At 42.6% G+C, this 15,688-nt stretch carries 17 protein-coding genes and 4 tRNA genes; 7 read left to right on the top strand and 14 right to left on the bottom strand.

Annotated elements, in window-relative coordinates:
* Nucleotides 1-25: 25 nt before the first annotated feature.
* The 8 genes from rutG to FTV18_RS01555 form a co-directional block, all read right to left on the bottom strand.
* Nucleotides 26-1,387: a pyrimidine utilization transport protein G gene (gene rutG, locus FTV18_RS01590; protein ID WP_180016754.1), complete on the bottom strand. Its 1,362-nt coding sequence runs from the start codon at nt 1,385-1,387 to the stop codon at nt 26-28.
* Nucleotides 1,388-1,420: 33 nt separating this feature from the next.
* Nucleotides 1,421-1,936, bottom strand: a complete 516-nt coding sequence (gene rutF, locus FTV18_RS01585; RefSeq protein ID WP_373683632.1) for an NADH-dependent FMN reductase RutF — start codon at nt 1,934-1,936, stop codon at nt 1,421-1,423.
* Between the two features lie 145 nt (nt 1,937-2,081).
* Nucleotides 2,082-2,462, bottom strand: coding sequence for a pyrimidine utilization protein C (gene rutC, locus FTV18_RS01580; RefSeq protein ID WP_180016756.1), 381 nt, complete (start codon nt 2,460-2,462; stop codon nt 2,082-2,084).
* Nucleotides 2,463-2,495: 33 nt separating this feature from the next.
* Nucleotides 2,496-3,257 carry a pyrimidine utilization protein B gene (rutB, locus tag FTV18_RS01575; protein WP_004646492.1) on the bottom strand — a complete coding sequence of 254 codons (762 nt, stop codon included), beginning with the start codon at nt 3,255-3,257 and terminating at the stop codon, nt 2,496-2,498.
* On the bottom strand, nt 3,254-4,360 hold the full coding sequence (rutA, locus tag FTV18_RS01570) for a pyrimidine utilization protein A (protein ID WP_180016758.1): 1,107 nt from the start codon (nt 4,358-4,360) through the stop codon (nt 3,254-3,256). Before rutA ends, rutB begins: the two co-directional genes overlap by 4 nt.
* 335 nt (nt 4,361-4,695) lie before the next feature.
* Nucleotides 4,696-5,487 (bottom strand): pyrimidine utilization protein D, encoded by a 792-nt coding sequence (gene rutD, locus FTV18_RS01565; RefSeq protein WP_180016760.1) that lies wholly within the window; start codon nt 5,485-5,487, stop codon nt 4,696-4,698.
* 80 nt (nt 5,488-5,567) lie between these two features.
* On the bottom strand, nt 5,568-5,825 hold the full coding sequence (locus tag FTV18_RS01560; RefSeq protein ID WP_004782755.1) for a hypothetical protein: 258 nt from the start codon (nt 5,823-5,825) through the stop codon (nt 5,568-5,570).
* Between the two features lie 136 nt (nt 5,826-5,961).
* Nucleotides 5,962-7,143 (bottom strand): S1C family serine protease, encoded by a 1,182-nt coding sequence (locus tag FTV18_RS01555; protein ID WP_004782756.1) that lies wholly within the window; start codon nt 7,141-7,143, stop codon nt 5,962-5,964.
* A 170-nt stretch (nt 7,144-7,313) separates the two neighbouring features.
* Here FTV18_RS01555 and FTV18_RS01550 point away from each other — a divergent pair, with 170 nt between their 5' ends.
* From FTV18_RS01550 to FTV18_RS01520, 7 genes are all read left to right on the top strand, one after another.
* Nucleotides 7,314-8,072: a Nif3-like dinuclear metal center hexameric protein gene (locus FTV18_RS01550; protein WP_180016762.1), complete on the top strand. Its 759-nt coding sequence runs from the start codon at nt 7,314-7,316 to the stop codon at nt 8,070-8,072.
* Between the two features lie 153 nt (nt 8,073-8,225).
* On the top strand, nt 8,226-8,852 hold the full coding sequence (locus FTV18_RS01545; protein ID WP_004782758.1) for a superoxide dismutase: 627 nt from the start codon (nt 8,226-8,228) through the stop codon (nt 8,850-8,852).
* Between the two features lie 147 nt (nt 8,853-8,999).
* Nucleotides 9,000-9,075 (top strand) — tRNA-Asn (locus FTV18_RS01540).
* Nucleotides 9,076-9,081: 6 nt separating this feature from the next.
* Nucleotides 9,082-9,157 (top strand) — tRNA-Asn (locus tag FTV18_RS01535).
* A gap of 279 nt (nt 9,158-9,436) precedes the next feature.
* Nucleotides 9,437-9,512 (top strand) — tRNA-Asn (locus FTV18_RS01530).
* A gap of 6 nt (nt 9,513-9,518) precedes the next feature.
* Nucleotides 9,519-9,594 (top strand) — tRNA-Asn (locus FTV18_RS01525).
* A gap of 62 nt (nt 9,595-9,656) precedes the next feature.
* Nucleotides 9,657-10,100 carry a DUF2726 domain-containing protein gene (locus FTV18_RS01520; protein WP_180016764.1) on the top strand — a complete coding sequence of 148 codons (444 nt, stop codon included), beginning with the start codon at nt 9,657-9,659 and terminating at the stop codon, nt 10,098-10,100.
* A gap of 5 nt (nt 10,101-10,105) precedes the next feature.
* On the opposite strand, the gene FTV18_RS01515 is transcribed toward FTV18_RS01520, so the two are convergent.
* The 6 genes from FTV18_RS01515 to glnA all read right to left on the bottom strand — a co-directional run bounded on the left by FTV18_RS01515 (nt 10,106) and on the right by glnA (nt 15,010).
* Nucleotides 10,106-10,366 (bottom strand): hypothetical protein, encoded by a 261-nt coding sequence (locus FTV18_RS01515; protein WP_034702851.1) that lies wholly within the window; start codon nt 10,364-10,366, stop codon nt 10,106-10,108.
* 110 nt (nt 10,367-10,476) lie between these two features.
* A complete protein-coding gene (locus FTV18_RS01510) occupies nt 10,477-11,727 on the bottom strand; it encodes a S9 family peptidase (RefSeq protein ID WP_180016767.1) in 1,251 nt (416 codons plus the stop codon).
* A gap of 106 nt (nt 11,728-11,833) precedes the next feature.
* Nucleotides 11,834-12,712 carry a 4-hydroxybenzoate octaprenyltransferase gene (gene ubiA, locus FTV18_RS01505; RefSeq protein ID WP_180016769.1) on the bottom strand — a complete coding sequence of 293 codons (879 nt, stop codon included), beginning with the start codon at nt 12,710-12,712 and terminating at the stop codon, nt 11,834-11,836.
* A 6-nt stretch (nt 12,713-12,718) separates the two neighbouring features.
* Complete coding sequence (locus tag FTV18_RS01500; protein WP_125279763.1) at nt 12,719-13,240, bottom strand: chorismate lyase; 522 nt, start codon at nt 13,238-13,240, stop codon at nt 12,719-12,721.
* Entirely contained in the window at nt 13,233-13,508 is a 276-nt protein-coding gene (locus tag FTV18_RS01495; protein WP_180004239.1) for a hypothetical protein, read from the bottom strand. Before FTV18_RS01495 ends, FTV18_RS01500 begins: the two co-directional genes overlap by 8 nt.
* Before the next feature lie 86 nt (nt 13,509-13,594).
* Entirely contained in the window at nt 13,595-15,010 is a 1,416-nt protein-coding gene (glnA, locus tag FTV18_RS01490) for a type I glutamate--ammonia ligase (RefSeq protein WP_171064793.1), read from the bottom strand.
* Nucleotides 15,011-15,688 lie beyond the last annotated feature (678 nt).

Here is a 15,688-nt window from a genome sequence, read left to right as displayed (position 1 = left end):
TATGACTCAAAAAATGCTCCTCATTTTAAACGACTGGCTTAGCCTCAACTTCGGTTACAGTTTCAGCTGGTTCAGATGCTGGTAATTCTTTATCTTCACCACGGTTCAGGAATAGATTCAATAGAATTGCGGCTAAGGTTGCGGTACCAATACCACCCAGATCAAAACCACCGATCTGCAAGCTATAGTTCCCTGTACCCATGATCAGACACACGGCACCAATAATCAGCGTACTGTTCTTGGTGAAATCAACACGGTTATCTACCCAAATTTTCGCACCAGCCACCGTAATCAGACCAAATACGACAATCGATGCACCACCCAATAAAGCCACTGGAATGGTACTGATCACTGCGCCAAATTTAGGCGAAAGTCCGAGTAAAATTGCGAAGATACCAGCAAAGACAAATACAGTGGTTGCATAAACTCTGGTGACTGCCATTACACCGATATTTTCGGCATAAGTGGTCATGCCTGTACCACCGACAGAAGCTGACAATGAAGTACACACCCCATCAGCAAAGAAACCGCGTCCCATATACGGTGACAGGTTTTTACCGGTCATCGCAGAGACTGCCTTAAAGTGTCCCAGATTTTCTGCAACCAAGATAATTGCCACTGGTGCAATCATCAGCATGGCATTCATTTCAAAGACCGGACTCTGGAAATTCGGCAAACCAAACCATGCTGCTTCACTGACCTTGGTAAAATCAATCGCAGGTCCGAAGCCCATCACATTGGTGAAAAGGAAATAAATCAGGTAGGAAGATAATAAGCCCAATAACAATAATAGACGGCGTACCATTCCTCGGGTAAATACTGCAATCACACTGATACAGATAATGGTGATTAATGCCATCCACGAATCAAACTGATTCGCTGAAACACTCTTAATCGCGACGGGTGCCAGATTCAAACCGATGATCATCACGATCACGCCTGTCACTACTGGCGGCATCAGTTTTTCAATCCAGTTGGTGCCAGTTTTCATCACCAGCAGACCAATCAAGGCATAAACAATACTGCAAGCAATGGTACCGCCAAGGGCTAATCCTATATTTGGATTGGCTCCAACCCCTGAATAACCCGTCACTGCGACGACCGCACCAATAAAGGCAAAGCTTGATCCCAGATAACTAGGCAATCGACCGCCCGTGATCAGGAAAAATAAAATGGTCCCAATCCCGGTAATGAAAATCGTGAGATTGGGATCAAACCCCATTAATAAGGGTGCCAGCACGGTTGCGCCAAACATGGCAAACACATGCTGCAACCCGAGAATAATACTTTTTCCAGCAGGCAGATATTCATCTGTTTGCACGGGTGTGGTATCGAGATTGCCTTGGTAAGGCTTAAATTTTGGAAACCACGTTTCTTTTTCTTGCATCGGCTTCCCCTCCTTGATTAGGATTGAATTGAATTAGCACATTTTGTGTGGCTCACAGTAAGAACGGTTGAAGTACATCAGCGCATTGCCTTGACTCTGGCACATCGCTTTCACCTCACAGAACAGCACGTCATGACTGCCTACGGATAAACATTGGACCACCTCGCAGTCAAAACTGACTAAGGCATCCTCAAGTACAGGTGACTGGGTCACCAAAGTTTTCCAGTTCCCCTGACTGAAACGCTCTGCCATTGGTGTTTTTCCACCAAACAGATTGGAAAGATGTTGTTGATGTGATGCCAGGGTATTCACACACAACACCTGATTCTTTTTAAAGGTTTCATAAACTGAAGCAGAACGGTTCAGACACACCAGCAACGTTGGTGGTGTATCCGTCACGCTACATACGGCTGAGGCAGTAAATCCTGCCTGTCCTGCCTCACCTTGCGTGGTAATGACATTGACTGCAGCCCCGAGATTGGACATGCCTTGACGGAAAATCTGCTGATCAACTTGGGTAAAGATGTCATCTGATGCGTTAGTCGCCAAAACCTTATTTAATGCGTTATTTTCTGCAACTGTTTCTGTGATGATTTTAGATAGTTTGGCATTCATGCTGTTCTCCCGCCCCCAAGTCAATATTCAGTTTCAGACCTGGGGCATCTAGTAATGAGATTGAATCAGGTGGATCGGCTTATACATGGGCAATCGAAGCAATTTCGACCAGCGCATCAGGTTTGACCAAACCTGTCTGTACGCAATACCGTGCCGGCTTATCTCCCGGGAAATACTCTGCATAAACTGCATTAATCGCAGCATAATCTGCCCAGTCTTTGACAAAGACATGGTTAAAGTTCACGTCATCCATACTGCCGCCTGCTTCCTCAATCACACGCTTGATAGTTTCCAGAATATGACGGGTCTGTGCTGCGGCATCACCGACATGCACCACATTATTATTTTCATCAAAAGCTAATGTACCGGATACATACACGATATTGTCTGCCTTGGTTGCCGGTACATACGGTGCTAATGGTTTCGATGTTCCTGCTGGAATAATGATTTCTTTAGGCATACTATTTTTTCCTTAATTCTGTTCTTTAATTCTTTATGCGCTTACAGCTAATTTAGTTTCTTTTAGTGACTCACTTTCTTTTTGAAAGGTCTCTACAAAATTTTTGGTATCTGATACCCAGCCAAAGAAAGTCTTGATGTTATACAGACTGGCTTCATGCGCTTCGACTGGACCGGCCTGATGGCAAGCATCGGCAAGTGCGATACCAAAATATTCTAAGAAGAAGCCATCACGTAGTGTCGACTCCACACACACGTTGGTGGCAATCCCCACAAAGACCAGATTGCGAATTCCTCTTACACGCAACATGCTGTCCAGCGCGGTATTAAAGAAACCGCTATAACGTGGCTTTTCGATCACCAGGTCTTGTGGCAGTGGTTTTAACTCATCAATCAGCTCAAAATCCCAACCACCTTTTGCTAACAATTGCCCCTGTAATTCAGGACGTTTACGCATGGTCTTTAAGGCATTGGATTTATGGAAATTTGGAGAGTCCTTACCACCCGCTTCCTTATATTCTGCATCCCAGCCATTTTTGAAATAAATCACCTGAATACCGGCTGCATGTGCGGCATCAACGGCCTTTTTAATATTTTCAACCACGGGCTTGGTTTTCGAGACATCAAAGCCCGCCAGATCCAGATAGCCACCCTGAGAGGTATAGGCATTTTGCATATCAATCACAATCAAGGCTGTCTGTTCTGGTGCAAGACAAATCGCTTCGGGTTCCGCTTTAAGCGTTTTTCCTGTGCCGAGTTTTTCCGTAAAACCGGCTGTTACGACTGATTCACTCATGCGCTTTTCTCCAAAACTGGCGCTTCATCTTCAATGACAATATGATCACGGCATTTCATTAGCGGCTGGATTTTTTGACCAAAGTCTTCAACCCCTTGAATAAAATCATCAAAAGTTAGTAGTACGCCTTCCGTACCTTTGATCTCACCAATTTCATCCAACATTCGTGCCACATTTTCGTAAGAACCCACCAGCGTACCCATATTGATGTTGACTGGAGATACGCTAGAAGCCATTTGACGGATATTGGTGTCTGCACCGGAAGTGGTATCTTTACCGCCTTGATTCATCAGCCAGTTAATCGCTTCCATATCAGCACCATCGTTATAGTGCTGCCATTTGGCTTGCGCTTCTTCATCAGTTTCTGCAGCAATCACCATAAACAGCACATAAGTCTGTACATCACGGCCAGTCACATCTGTTTTTTCTTTGAGGCGGTCATTAATTTCTGCATAAGCTGTTGGAGTATTCAGGCCTTTACCAAACACGAAGTTATAGTCAGCATATTGTGCAGAAAACTCTAAACCTGCATCAGATTGACCTGCACAGATAATCTTCATGTCGGCTTGTGGACGTGGGCTAACACGGCAATCTTCCATCTGGAAATGTTCGCCTTTAAAGTCTGATTTACCAGTCGCCCAAAGTTCACGCAGAATTTGTACATATTCAGACAGATATTCATAGCGTTTGCCAAAATAGTCATTACCTGGCCACATACCCATTTGGGTATATTCAGGTGGCTGCCAGCCAGTTACGACATTCAGACCAAAACGGCCATTTGAAATCGAATCAATGGTTGATGCCATGCGCGCGACAATTGCAGGTGGCATCACCAGAGTTGCGGCAGTTGCGAAAATTTTAATTTTGCTGGTGACAGCCGCAAGACCTGCCATCAGGGTAAACGTTTCCAGGTTATGTTCCCAGAATTCAGTCTTGCCGCCAAAGCCACGCAGCTTGATCATGGAAAGTGCGAAATCGAAACCATAGTACTCAGCGCGCTGTACGATTTGTTTATTTAACTCAAAAGTCGGCATGTACTGCGGTGCATTTTCAGAGAGTAACCAGCCATTATTTCCGATTGGACAGAAGACACCTATTTTCATTTTCACACCTCATTATTTTTAACACTTATTCAAAATTCTGATTCCACTTCGGGAATTTTATTTACAAGATAAACATTGCAAAGCGTGTGCCAACTATATTTAATTTATAAATATCATACACTTAATATTTTATTTTTTGAATTTTTAGTAAAATATCTATTTTTACCTATGAGTCAATTTTGAACATACTGTTTCATTCAAGTGCACTCGTAGCAATTTGTGCATTTGCAGTTCATGCATCAATTCGAAGTAAAAACCATGCTGATGCTACAAAAATAATTGATTAGAAAAATAAAAAACCAGACACGAGGTCTGGCTTTTTAAAAAACTGCAGACTAAGGGGAAATCAGGAAGGAAAGGATCCGTTGATTGACCTGATCTGTCTCGGTCACGGTGGAAGCATGTGCACCTGTATCAAGCAAACTGAGATGACTATGCGGCAAGCATTGTTGTAATTGCTGTGACCGTTGATAAGGCACCAGAAAATCATCCTGATTAGCAAGCAGATGCACACGAACATCTTTGAGTGCTTGCTGATGCTCTTCGTTCAGTTTAAAGGCCTGTACAGCTTGTAAGCGTGCTAGAACATTTGAAATTGGAGGAAAATCTAAAAGCTGCTTATTTTCTGCTTCAGTTAACTGATCAATATGAGTCGAGATCCATTGCGGCGGATAAAGAAATAAAGCCTGTGCTCTCACATATGCCTCTGCTCCGCTATTCACCAATAACGAAGTCCGTGCCTCGAAACATTTCTGCGTATGGGCATCAAGCTCTCCCCAGGCATTTAACATGGTCAGACTGAGCAGCTTAAACTTTCTTTCAGTTTGATAGGTCGCTAATTGCATGCCGATATGTCCGCCCAATGCATGCCCGATAAAATGAAACTCTCGAATACCATCATTGATCAATAAATCCAGAATCTGGCAGGCCATATGGTCGATCGAATAAGACATGGGCAAGAGTTCAGAATCTGAATGACAGCCTTCCTGATCATAAGTGACTACATGAAAATGCTGCTGTAAAACTCTAATTTGAGGATTCCAGAAACTGGCATGCCCGCCCAGTCCGGATGAAAGCACCACATAAGGTGCATCTGCCCGTGCTGCAGGATGAATAAATAAAGACATAAATTTCTCATAGTTTCGTTATGAGGTAAATGCAGCAAAATATATGCCTGAACAGGATTTTTTTTGAACAATTGATAAAATTATAGCCAGTAGACATTAAAGCTATAATAAAATTCCTGCACCTCAAAGCGTACGTTATAACCAAGCTCAGTCAATTCCGCCGAAAGACCACGAATTTCTTCCAAGGGCAAATGTTTGGGAAATACCGTTAGCACAGCGGTATTGCCCAGTCGGGCATTATCTTCAATCAGTTGAGCCAAGCGAGGCTTGTACATTTCAATATTTAAATTAGCCACGTTCGATAAAATTTTGGCCTGATCTGCAGTCATAAAACTCATTGTTCTTCACTCTTTTTGATTTTTATTCAATGAAGTTAAATGATTTAATTCACATAAAATATTTTTGTTTTGTATCTAATTAAATAAATCGTGCATAAAAAATCCCTCACATGGAGGGATTTTCCTGAAGAAAAAATTACTGACCTGGTAAAGGAATATATTGTGAAGAACTGCTTTGCGTTTTACGTTCACTAATCACCACATCCAGTGTCATGGTTTTTCCAGCGCGTTCTACTTCAATCTGAACAGTACTGTTTGGGGCCTGTAAAGCGACAAAATTAATCAGATGTGAGGCAGAAGTAATCACTTCATTATTCACCTTAATGATTTTATCACCACGCTGGATGCCAGCTTTTGCTGCAGGTCCATTTTCCAGCACTTCAGCGACCACTACACCTGATTCTTTAGGTTGCAATACATCATTACGTTCTGTCGGCAACAGACTGATACCCAGCCAGCCACGAACGACACGGCCATCTTTCAGGATTGCATTCATGACCTGTTGACAGATTTTAGCTGGAATCGCAAAACCAATCCCCAGTGAGCCACCTGTTTGGGAGAAGATTGCTGTATTGACCCCAATCAGGTTACCGGCGACATCAATCAATGCACCACCCGAGTTGCCCGGGTTAATCGCAGCATCTGTCTGAATAAAGTCTTCATAGGTATTGATGCCCAGATCAGAACGGCCTGTTGCAGAAATAATCCCCTGAGTCACAGTTTGACCGACACCAAACGGGTTACCAATTGCCAGAACAACATCACCGACTTCATTGCCACTCAGCTTGAATGGCAGAACTGGTAATTGTTCAAGTTCGATTTTGATTACAGCCAAATCCGTATCCGGGTCTGTACCCACGACCTTGGCTTCAGCACGGCGTCCATCATGTAAAGCCACTACAATCTGGTCTGCCTGTGCAATCACGTGGTTATTGGTCAGGATATAACCATCAGGACGTACAATTACCCCTGAACCCAAACTGTTTTCATTTGGACTTTGACCAAACTGGTCTGGTAACTGATCACCGAAAAATTCACGGAAGACTGGATCTGTCAATAAAGGGTGCGCCTGCTGTTTTACTTTTTGTGTGGTAAAGATATTCACCACCGCAGGTGCTGCGACTTTCACGGCAGCACTATAGGAGACAACCCCTCCAGAACGCGAAGTATCAATCAACGGTTCTACTTTTTCAGCAGGCATTTTTACGCCATCCGGCGCAATCGGTGATTTAGGTTTCTGCAGCTGCTGCCACCCCAAAAAACCGATAATGACTAAAATCAGTAACACCCAAGGTAACCATGTAAAGGTGCGGCGCACTTTGCTATCCTCTAAAATATTTTAATTCGTTGATGACTAAGTAATTTGTATCCTATTGTAATGCCAAATACATAACTAAACACAAAAAAATCCACAGAGATTTGTGCTGCTTTAGTTACAATTGGACATATAAGTAAGAATTGGCAAGTTTATAAACTGACAGGAATTTTATGGCGAATTTAAACGATATTATCCGCTGGTGCGATCAGACTTTGGCATCTACCGAATTTAAGGACTATGCACCGAATGGCTTACAGATCGAAGGCCGCGCTGAAGTCAATAAAATTTTATGTGCGGTTACTGCCTCACAAACTGCAATCGAAGCTGCGATTGAACAAGGTGCTGATTTATTATTGGTTCACCATGGTTATTTCTGGAAAGGTGAGGCCTACCCGATTACCGGGATGCGTGGTAAACGAATTAAAAGCCTGATCCAAAATGATATTTCGCTTGTTGGTTATCACCTGCCTTTAGACAGCCATCCAACTCTGGGAAATAATATTGCGATTGCAGACCTGCTGGAACTGGAAAACCTTGAACAGCTTGATCCGAGTGAGCGCCGTCCAATTGGGAATATTGGTTATTTAAAGCAGGCCATGACGCCAGAAGGATTCAAGGCCTATGTATCAGAAAGACTTGGCTATGATGTGTTGCATTTACCTGCCGAAAAGAGCCTGATTCAAAAAGTCGGTTTCTGTACTGGTGGTGCACAGGATTATATTCATAAAGCGGCGGCACAAGACTGTGATGCTTATATTTCTGGCGAAGTCAGTGAACGTACTTTTTATGATGCTCAGGAACTGGATGTGCATTATTATGCCTGCGGCCACCACGCCACTGAAAAATATGGTGTACAACGTCTGGCTAAAGCTATTTCAGAACAATTTAATATTGAGTATAGTTATTTCGAATTAAACAATCCGATTTAATTTCGATTGGCAAGTACATTGGTGGCTTTATCTTTAAATTTTCAGGCTTTATTCTGTATTGTTATTTATACACAGTGCCCATTTTTGCCTAAGAATCTATTACAATAACGCCACTTATTGTCAAAACCCAGCAAAATGCAAGGAATTGAAAACATGACAACCATTACTTTACCACCATTACCATACGACTACGACGCTCTTGCTCCACACATCAGCAAAGAAACTTTAGAATACCACCATGACAAACACCACAATACTTATGTGGTTAACCTGAACAACCTGATCGCTGGTACTGAGCTTGAAGGCAAAACTCTAGAAGAAATCATCAAAGCAACTGCTGGTGATTCATCTAAAGCAGGTGTATTTAACAATGCTGCACAAGTATGGAACCACACATTCTACTGGAACTGCTTGACTAAAAACGGTGGCGGTAAAGCAACTGGCGCTTTGGCTGCAAAAATTGACGAAGCTTTCGGTTCTTACGAAAAATTCGCTGAAGAGTTCGCAACTGCTGCTGCAACTCAGTTCGGTTCAGGTTGGGCTTGGTTAGTTGCTGATGAAGTAAACGGTAACCTGTCTATCCTTAAAACTTCAAATGCCGACACTCCAATGGCGCACGGTAAAATTGCTGTGTTGACAATCGATGTTTGGGAACATGCTTACTACATCGACTACCGTAACGCTCGTCCTAAATACATCTCTACTTTCCTAGAAAGCCTGGTGAACTGGGACTACGCAAATGCGAAATATGCAGGTCAACCTGCTGGTGTTGAGAAATAATTTTTTATTTCCAGCTTAAAAAATCACCCTTTATGGGTGATTTTTTTATTTTTAGGCCTGAGGTGCATATTAAAAAAGCAAATGATTCATTTCTTTACAGGAATTGATTGACGGTCTTTATTTTCCTGCCTAAAATGCGCATCAGATTCTCCAATAGCTCAGTCGGTAGAGCGACGGACTGTTAATCCGCAGGTCCCTGGTTCGAGCCCAGGTTGGAGAGCCAATCTATTCTCCCATAGCTCAGTCGGTAGAGCGACGGACTGTTAATCCGCAGGTCCCTGGTTCGAGCCCAGGTGGGAGAGCCAAGATTCTAAAAAAACCCACTCATTGCGAAGTGGGTTTTTTTATGTCTATCTTTTTGGGATTAAATATCTATATGAGTCTTGTTTATAATTTTAGCGACTCTCAACCATGGCAGCGAATAATCACGCAACCCCTCTACCCTTAATCTGGGTTTACATAAACATAACATTTTGAACTACAATCATTTTTGATTATTTTTAAAACACTTGATTCAGTTTTTTTAGCTTTTTTATAAAAGTGCCTTGACCCCTTTTTAAATCTCTCTATAATCGCTTGCAGATTCTCCAATAGCTCAGTCGGTAGAGCGACGGACTGTTAATCCGCAGGTCCCTGGTTCGAGCCCAGGTTGGAGAGCCAATCTATTCTCCCATAGCTCAGTCGGTAGAGCGACGGACTGTTAATCCGCAGGTCCCTGGTTCGAGCCCAGGTGGGAGAGCCAAGATTCTGAAAAACCCACTCATTGCGAAGTGGGTTTTTTTATTCTTTTCTCTTTTATGATCCGTGTTTGATTTGAGTCAGTTTATATTCTTTGTGATTGGCTGTCTGGCAAGCTTTGCCTTAATTTGCCTGCTCTTCCCCCATCTGTTTACCCGCCAGAAGAAATTCTATCCCAAGCGTGTCATTACAGCTTTCGAAAACAAGATGTTTACTCGCCTGAAAGATGCTTTTCCGCACCATCACATTCTGGCACAGGTCGCATTTAGTGCTTTGATCACACATGACAATATGAAAATGCGCAGCAAGTTCAACCGTAAAGTGACCGATTTTGTGGTGATGGACCGGGAATATAATGTAGTGGCGATTATAGAACTGGATGACCCTAGCCATATTGGCAAGGAACAGGAAGATGCGGAACGCGATGCGATGCTGATTGCTGCCGGCTACACAGTCATCCGCTACACTGAAATTCCAACGATCCGGCAGCTTCAAAGAGATTTGAGATAAATAGTTTAATGAGAGGAATTTGTTTCAGCTTCGGAAGCAGCTTGAGTTGCTTGAGTCTCCTGCTCTGCCTTTGATTTTTCAGCCGCTTCGCGTGCTTCAATCCGGGCAATCATGTCAGCCTGTTGCTGTTTATATTTTTCCTGATTTTTCGCATCGCTATTAACTGCCAGAAATGCCATGGTCACCAAAAAAATTGGAACACACAAAGCCAAGGTTCCAAAGATAAGCAGTTTTTTGATACTACGGGGTTTTGTCTGTTCCGACATAACGAGCCTACACTGATAACCTATAATCTTAAGCCACTATAACAAACTTAAATGATTGCTCAAGGCCTAGCATCACAAGGAATAAAAAGGAGCCGAAGCTCCTTTTAGGATTAAGGATTGACAGAAATACCTGAAGGCATATAGGTATTAATAAAGGTCAGCAGCTGGGTTCTGCTTTGTACAATGGCCTCGGTATGTGAAGCATTCTCTACCTCTACAAAATTCACTGTGGTTCCCATATCTTTCAAGCCCTGTTGTAAAGTATTTGTTACTGGATACGGAACAGCCATATCTGCAGTACCTTGAATGATCATCACAGGAACATTAATTTTTTCAGTTGCAGGCTGATTGTTCTCAAGGAACTTTTCAACCGACGAATTATTCTGGAAGTTTTCTACTAATCCCGGATAGTCCACGACCGTTTTTTCCGGATTATTCACCAGATAATCATCAATATCTTGCATATATTCAGTAATCAATGGCCCTAAACAAAGTCCATTTTCTCCAGTCGTGCCTTCCGCCTTTTCAGCCACAATCCCTGCACGGCTTGAGAATATATTGCGATAGTTAAAGCGTGGTTCATAAGCTTTAATCCCTACAGCCACATAAGCCGCATATGCCAGTAATTCTGCATAGACCGCTTTCGCAGCATTATCTTGTCCAGCCTCAACCAAAGCATTAAGCGCTTGCGGTGCTACTTCACTGATAATATAACCCAGACTTGAAGCCGGAGCTGCTGCAATTGCTGCCTTATAATTTGGATCTTCATCGGCAAACTGGGCTGTGGCAAGTGATGCGTGTCCTCCCTGGGATTGTCCCACTGAGACCCAGGCACCATTAAATCGATTTCCTTGTTGTTCTTTAAAGGCTCTTACTGCATAGATAGCCGATTGTGCCGCACTTTTTAAATTTAAATAAGGATGGATCCCCCGAGTACCTAATCCTTCATAATCGGGTGCAACAATCACATATCCCTGTGCAAGCAAGCTGCTGGCCAATCCTCTAAAATTATTATTCAGCTGGTTATTACTTGGTGCACAAGAATCACCGCTACCCACCGTGCCATGTTCCCAAACCACCACCCTCCATCCGTCTTGAGGTTGAGGTATATTTGGATAAAACACCATGGCTGTCGCTTCAGCCCGTTCACCATTTACGTTTGGCATATTATAGCGTATGACTTGAATATCCGATGCTTCAGGCAAGGTATCCTCATCATAAGACTGTTGACTTAAAAATACCCTTTCCTGTGGTCGGAACGAATCATTATCATCGTCATTACACGCAGTCATAAACAATGACATGGAACATACCAGTGCCAGACAGGTTTTTTTGAAACCGTTTTTCACTACATTATTCATATTCTAATCCCTTATTGTTGTTTATGATTTTCATGAAGAATCTTGAATTAAGCATAAAAAAAAGCACCCTTATAGGATGCTTTTGTTATGAATCGACAAGGTGCAGTTACAGAAGCGCGGCAAAGATTCCAAGAAAAATTATCAGCCCCACCCAACGGTTATGACGGAAAGCCCAGAAACAGCGCTGCGGGTCCTTATCTCGAGTTTTTGACCATTGGTAAATAAAATCAATTGCGACGGCTAGAAGCCCCATCAGACCAAATGGAATCAGCAAATCCTCAATCCATAATGCTGAGCCAATCAAGACCAGACTTAGAGCCTGTAAGGTACTAATGATCTGAATATCATGCTGACCAAATAAAATGGCTGTGGATTTTACGCCAATCTTTAAATCATATTCACGATCGGTAATCGCATATTGCGTGTCATAGGCCACGGTCCAAGCCAGATTGCCAAAATAGAGAAGCCAACAAGTTAAGTCCGGTGTCTGTCCCACTGCGGTATAGGCCATAGGAATGGACCAGGAAAACGCAGCTCCCAAAAATACCTGCGGCAAATGGGTATAGCGTTTCATAAATGGATAAATGAACGCTAAAAATAACGCGCCAAATGACCAGTAAAAGGTTTCAATCGGTAGGAAAAATAACAGGCAGGCACTGGCTGCGACGAGCACCAGAAAGACCATCACTGCTTCTTTAGCACTAATAATACCGGTGGCTAAGGGACGGGTTTTGGTACGCTCGACATGCGCATCCACTTTACGGTCGGCAAAGTCATTAATGGCACAGCCCGCTGCGCGCATAAAAATTACACCTAGAATCATCAGCACTAGAATACTGAGATCAGGGATTCCTTTTGCTGCGACCCATAGCGCCCACATGGTCGGCCAGAAGACCAGCTCTGTGCCAATTGGCTTATCAAAACGACAAAGATAATAATAGGCGCTCAGACGTTCACGCCAGGTAATTGCTTGTGCAGTTGCCATATCAAGTTAAGCCTGTTGATTTTGTATAAAGTGTTCAAATGCCGGTAAAAATGTTTCTTGTACGATAAATTTACAACCATGCCAAGTATAGCAGCTCTGACGGGTCCAACCCTCTTCCAGATAAATCACACGTCGTTCACAGTTTGGATTGGTCCGCTGGAATAATAGCCAGCCAATCGGCTTCGATCCAATATGCTGAAAAATCCGCGCACGTTTTTGCAAGCTTAATATCGGAAATATACTTTTTGCTTTGACCCATGGCTGCTCTTCACAGCCATATAAATAACTTTCCCGCACCCAGGACGTATGCTGATGTGGCATCTGCATCCACCGCGCATCCACAAATTCCAGACGCTGAAAATGTTCCTGCTGTGGTTCTACCCGAAACTGTCCACTAGCCAGATCCGTTAATTGCTGCGTCAATGATCCTGAGGCATACAGCCATTCTCGAAGCGCAGCAGGTATATGCGGTCCATGTGGATTTTTAAATTTTACACTCACAACGTTATCAACTTCACGATTAGGCATTATCTGTCTTGGCAATCACTTCATATTTTCCACTTGGCAGCTTTTTCAAAATCATGCCATCTGTGGTGAGATAAAAACTTTGGGGGTAGTCATAGTCCAGAGCCAGTTCAGGATGACGTAACGCCACAAACTCAACCTGTTTATAACCTTCAGGTGTACGCGCAACTTCTACATAGGTCACTTCAGAAAAATTCAGTTTAAAGCCTTTACTATGATCCTGAGGATCAATCCAGGGAAAAAAGCCGGTATGTCTTTTACGTTGTGCCATAACTTCATATCTTTGATCAATAACAGCATCATACAAAAAAACCCGCACAAAGGCGGGTCTTTTTTACAGTGAAATTCAGATCAGAATTACAGACTGTAGTACATGTCGAATTCAACTGGGTGAGTAGTCGTGTTCAGACGACGTACATCTTCAGTCTTAAGTTCGATGTAAGCATCAAGCATTTCTTTAGTAAACACGCCACCTTTAAGCAGGTAGTCATGATCTTCTTTAAGAGATTCAAGTGCCATTTCAAGGCTGTGTGCCACTGTAGGGATTTTCGCTTCTTCTTCAGGAGGAAGATCGTACAGGTTCTTGTCAGCAGCTTCACCAGGGTGAATTTTGTTTTGGATACCGTCGATACCCGCCATCAACAATGCAGCGAAACCTAGGTACGGGTTCATCATTGGATCAGGGAAACGTGCTTCGATACGTTTGCCTTTAGGGCTAGAAACATAAGGAATACGGATAGAAGCTGAACGGTTACGCGCTGAGTAAGCAAGCATAATCGGTGCTTCGAAGTGAGGTACCAAACGTTTGTATGAGTTTGTAGATGGGTTAGTGATCGCATTCAATGAACGAGCATGTTTGATCACACCACCGATGAAGTACAATGCCATTTCTGAAAGGCCTGCATATTCATCACCAGCAAACAGGTTCTTGCCATCTTTAGAGATCGACATGTGAACGTGCATACCAGAACCGTTGTCGCCTACCATTGGTTTAGGCATAAAGGTTGCAGTTTTAGCGTATTGGTGCGCAACGTTCCAAACAGCATATTTGAACTGTTGTACTTCGTCAGCTTTACGAACCATTGTGTTGAAGCTCACGCCAATTTCTAACTGGCAAGATGCAACTTCGTGGTGATGCACTTCTACACGACCTGGGCCCATGATTTCTTCAATTTTTGCACACATGTCTGCACGCATATCTTGATGAGAATCAACAGGAGGAACTGGGAAATAACCACCTTTAACACGTGGACGGTGACCTGAGTTACCTGCTTCGTAATCTTTACCAGTAGACCAAGCAGCTTCTTCAGCGATCAATGTGTGGCGCGCGCCAGACATGTCGATGTCCCATTTCACTTCGTCAAATACGAAGAATTCTGGTTCTGGACCGAAGAATGCAGTATCACCGATACCTGTAGATTTCAGGTATTCTTCTGCACGGCGAGCAATCGAACGTGGGTCACGTTCATAACCTTGACCAGTTGATGGTTCGATAACGTCACAAGTCACAACAACAGTTGGCTCTGCAAAGAACGGGTCGATGAAACCTGTTTCTGCATCTGGACGTAAGATCATGTCCGATGCTTCGATGCCTTTCCAACCTGCGATTGAAGAACCGTCAAACATTTTGCCGTCTTCAAACGTATCTTCATCAATACTGTCTGCTGGATAAGTAACGTGCTGTTCTTTACCCTTGGTATCAGTAAAGCGAAAATCGACCCATTTCGCGCCACTTTCTTGTATGAGTTGAAGGACCTTGTTCGCCATGCTCATTTTGCTCCGATGTTTTTTGTTGCACTCGCAAAGTGCGTGTTAGAAGTTGGTATCTATTAAGCAATTAGCGTACCAACTTTTAAAAGTATATCTAAAATCTTGAAATCTTTATAAGAAAACATAGGAAGATAAAAATACCTTGTCGCTATTATACTGTGACTTAAACTAAATGCACTATATTCAAGCATTCTTCCTGAGATTTGTTGCAGGTATTTTTTTAGCGCACCTAAATAGTGCGATGATTTCATATTAGGTAAGAATAGGAGCACTTTTCAGTGAGGAATTGCGTTTTTATGCTAATTTAGTTTAAAAAATATTCGATTTCGTTTAATTCTGGTTAAGTTTTATCAGTTACAAAGCGTGATCTGTAGGTTTATGTACTTAAAAAGATCACTATTTTGAGTCACTTTTATTCAAATTGTCGATCTTATCGTTTGATTTATCCCACGCATTATTATTCAAATGATGTTTTTTTCAGCATAATTATTTTAATCATTTAAAACTTATTTATTATTACGCAGATTCAAATCCCAAGTGCAACACATTTGTAGTTAGTTGAAAAAGTTAGGTGTATTCATAGAATCATTAGACTTTTTCAACTCGCAATTGGAAAGCACACAATGAAGAAATACACCCAACTTTCTCAAGATGAAAGATACGAAATTTATGCTACTTTGA

It is taken from the genome of Acinetobacter sp. YH12241, assembly GCF_013417535.1.
In the GTDB taxonomy this organism is placed as follows: domain Bacteria; phylum Pseudomonadota; class Gammaproteobacteria; order Pseudomonadales; family Moraxellaceae; genus Acinetobacter.
This window is presented reverse-complemented; position numbering and strand designations above follow the sequence as displayed.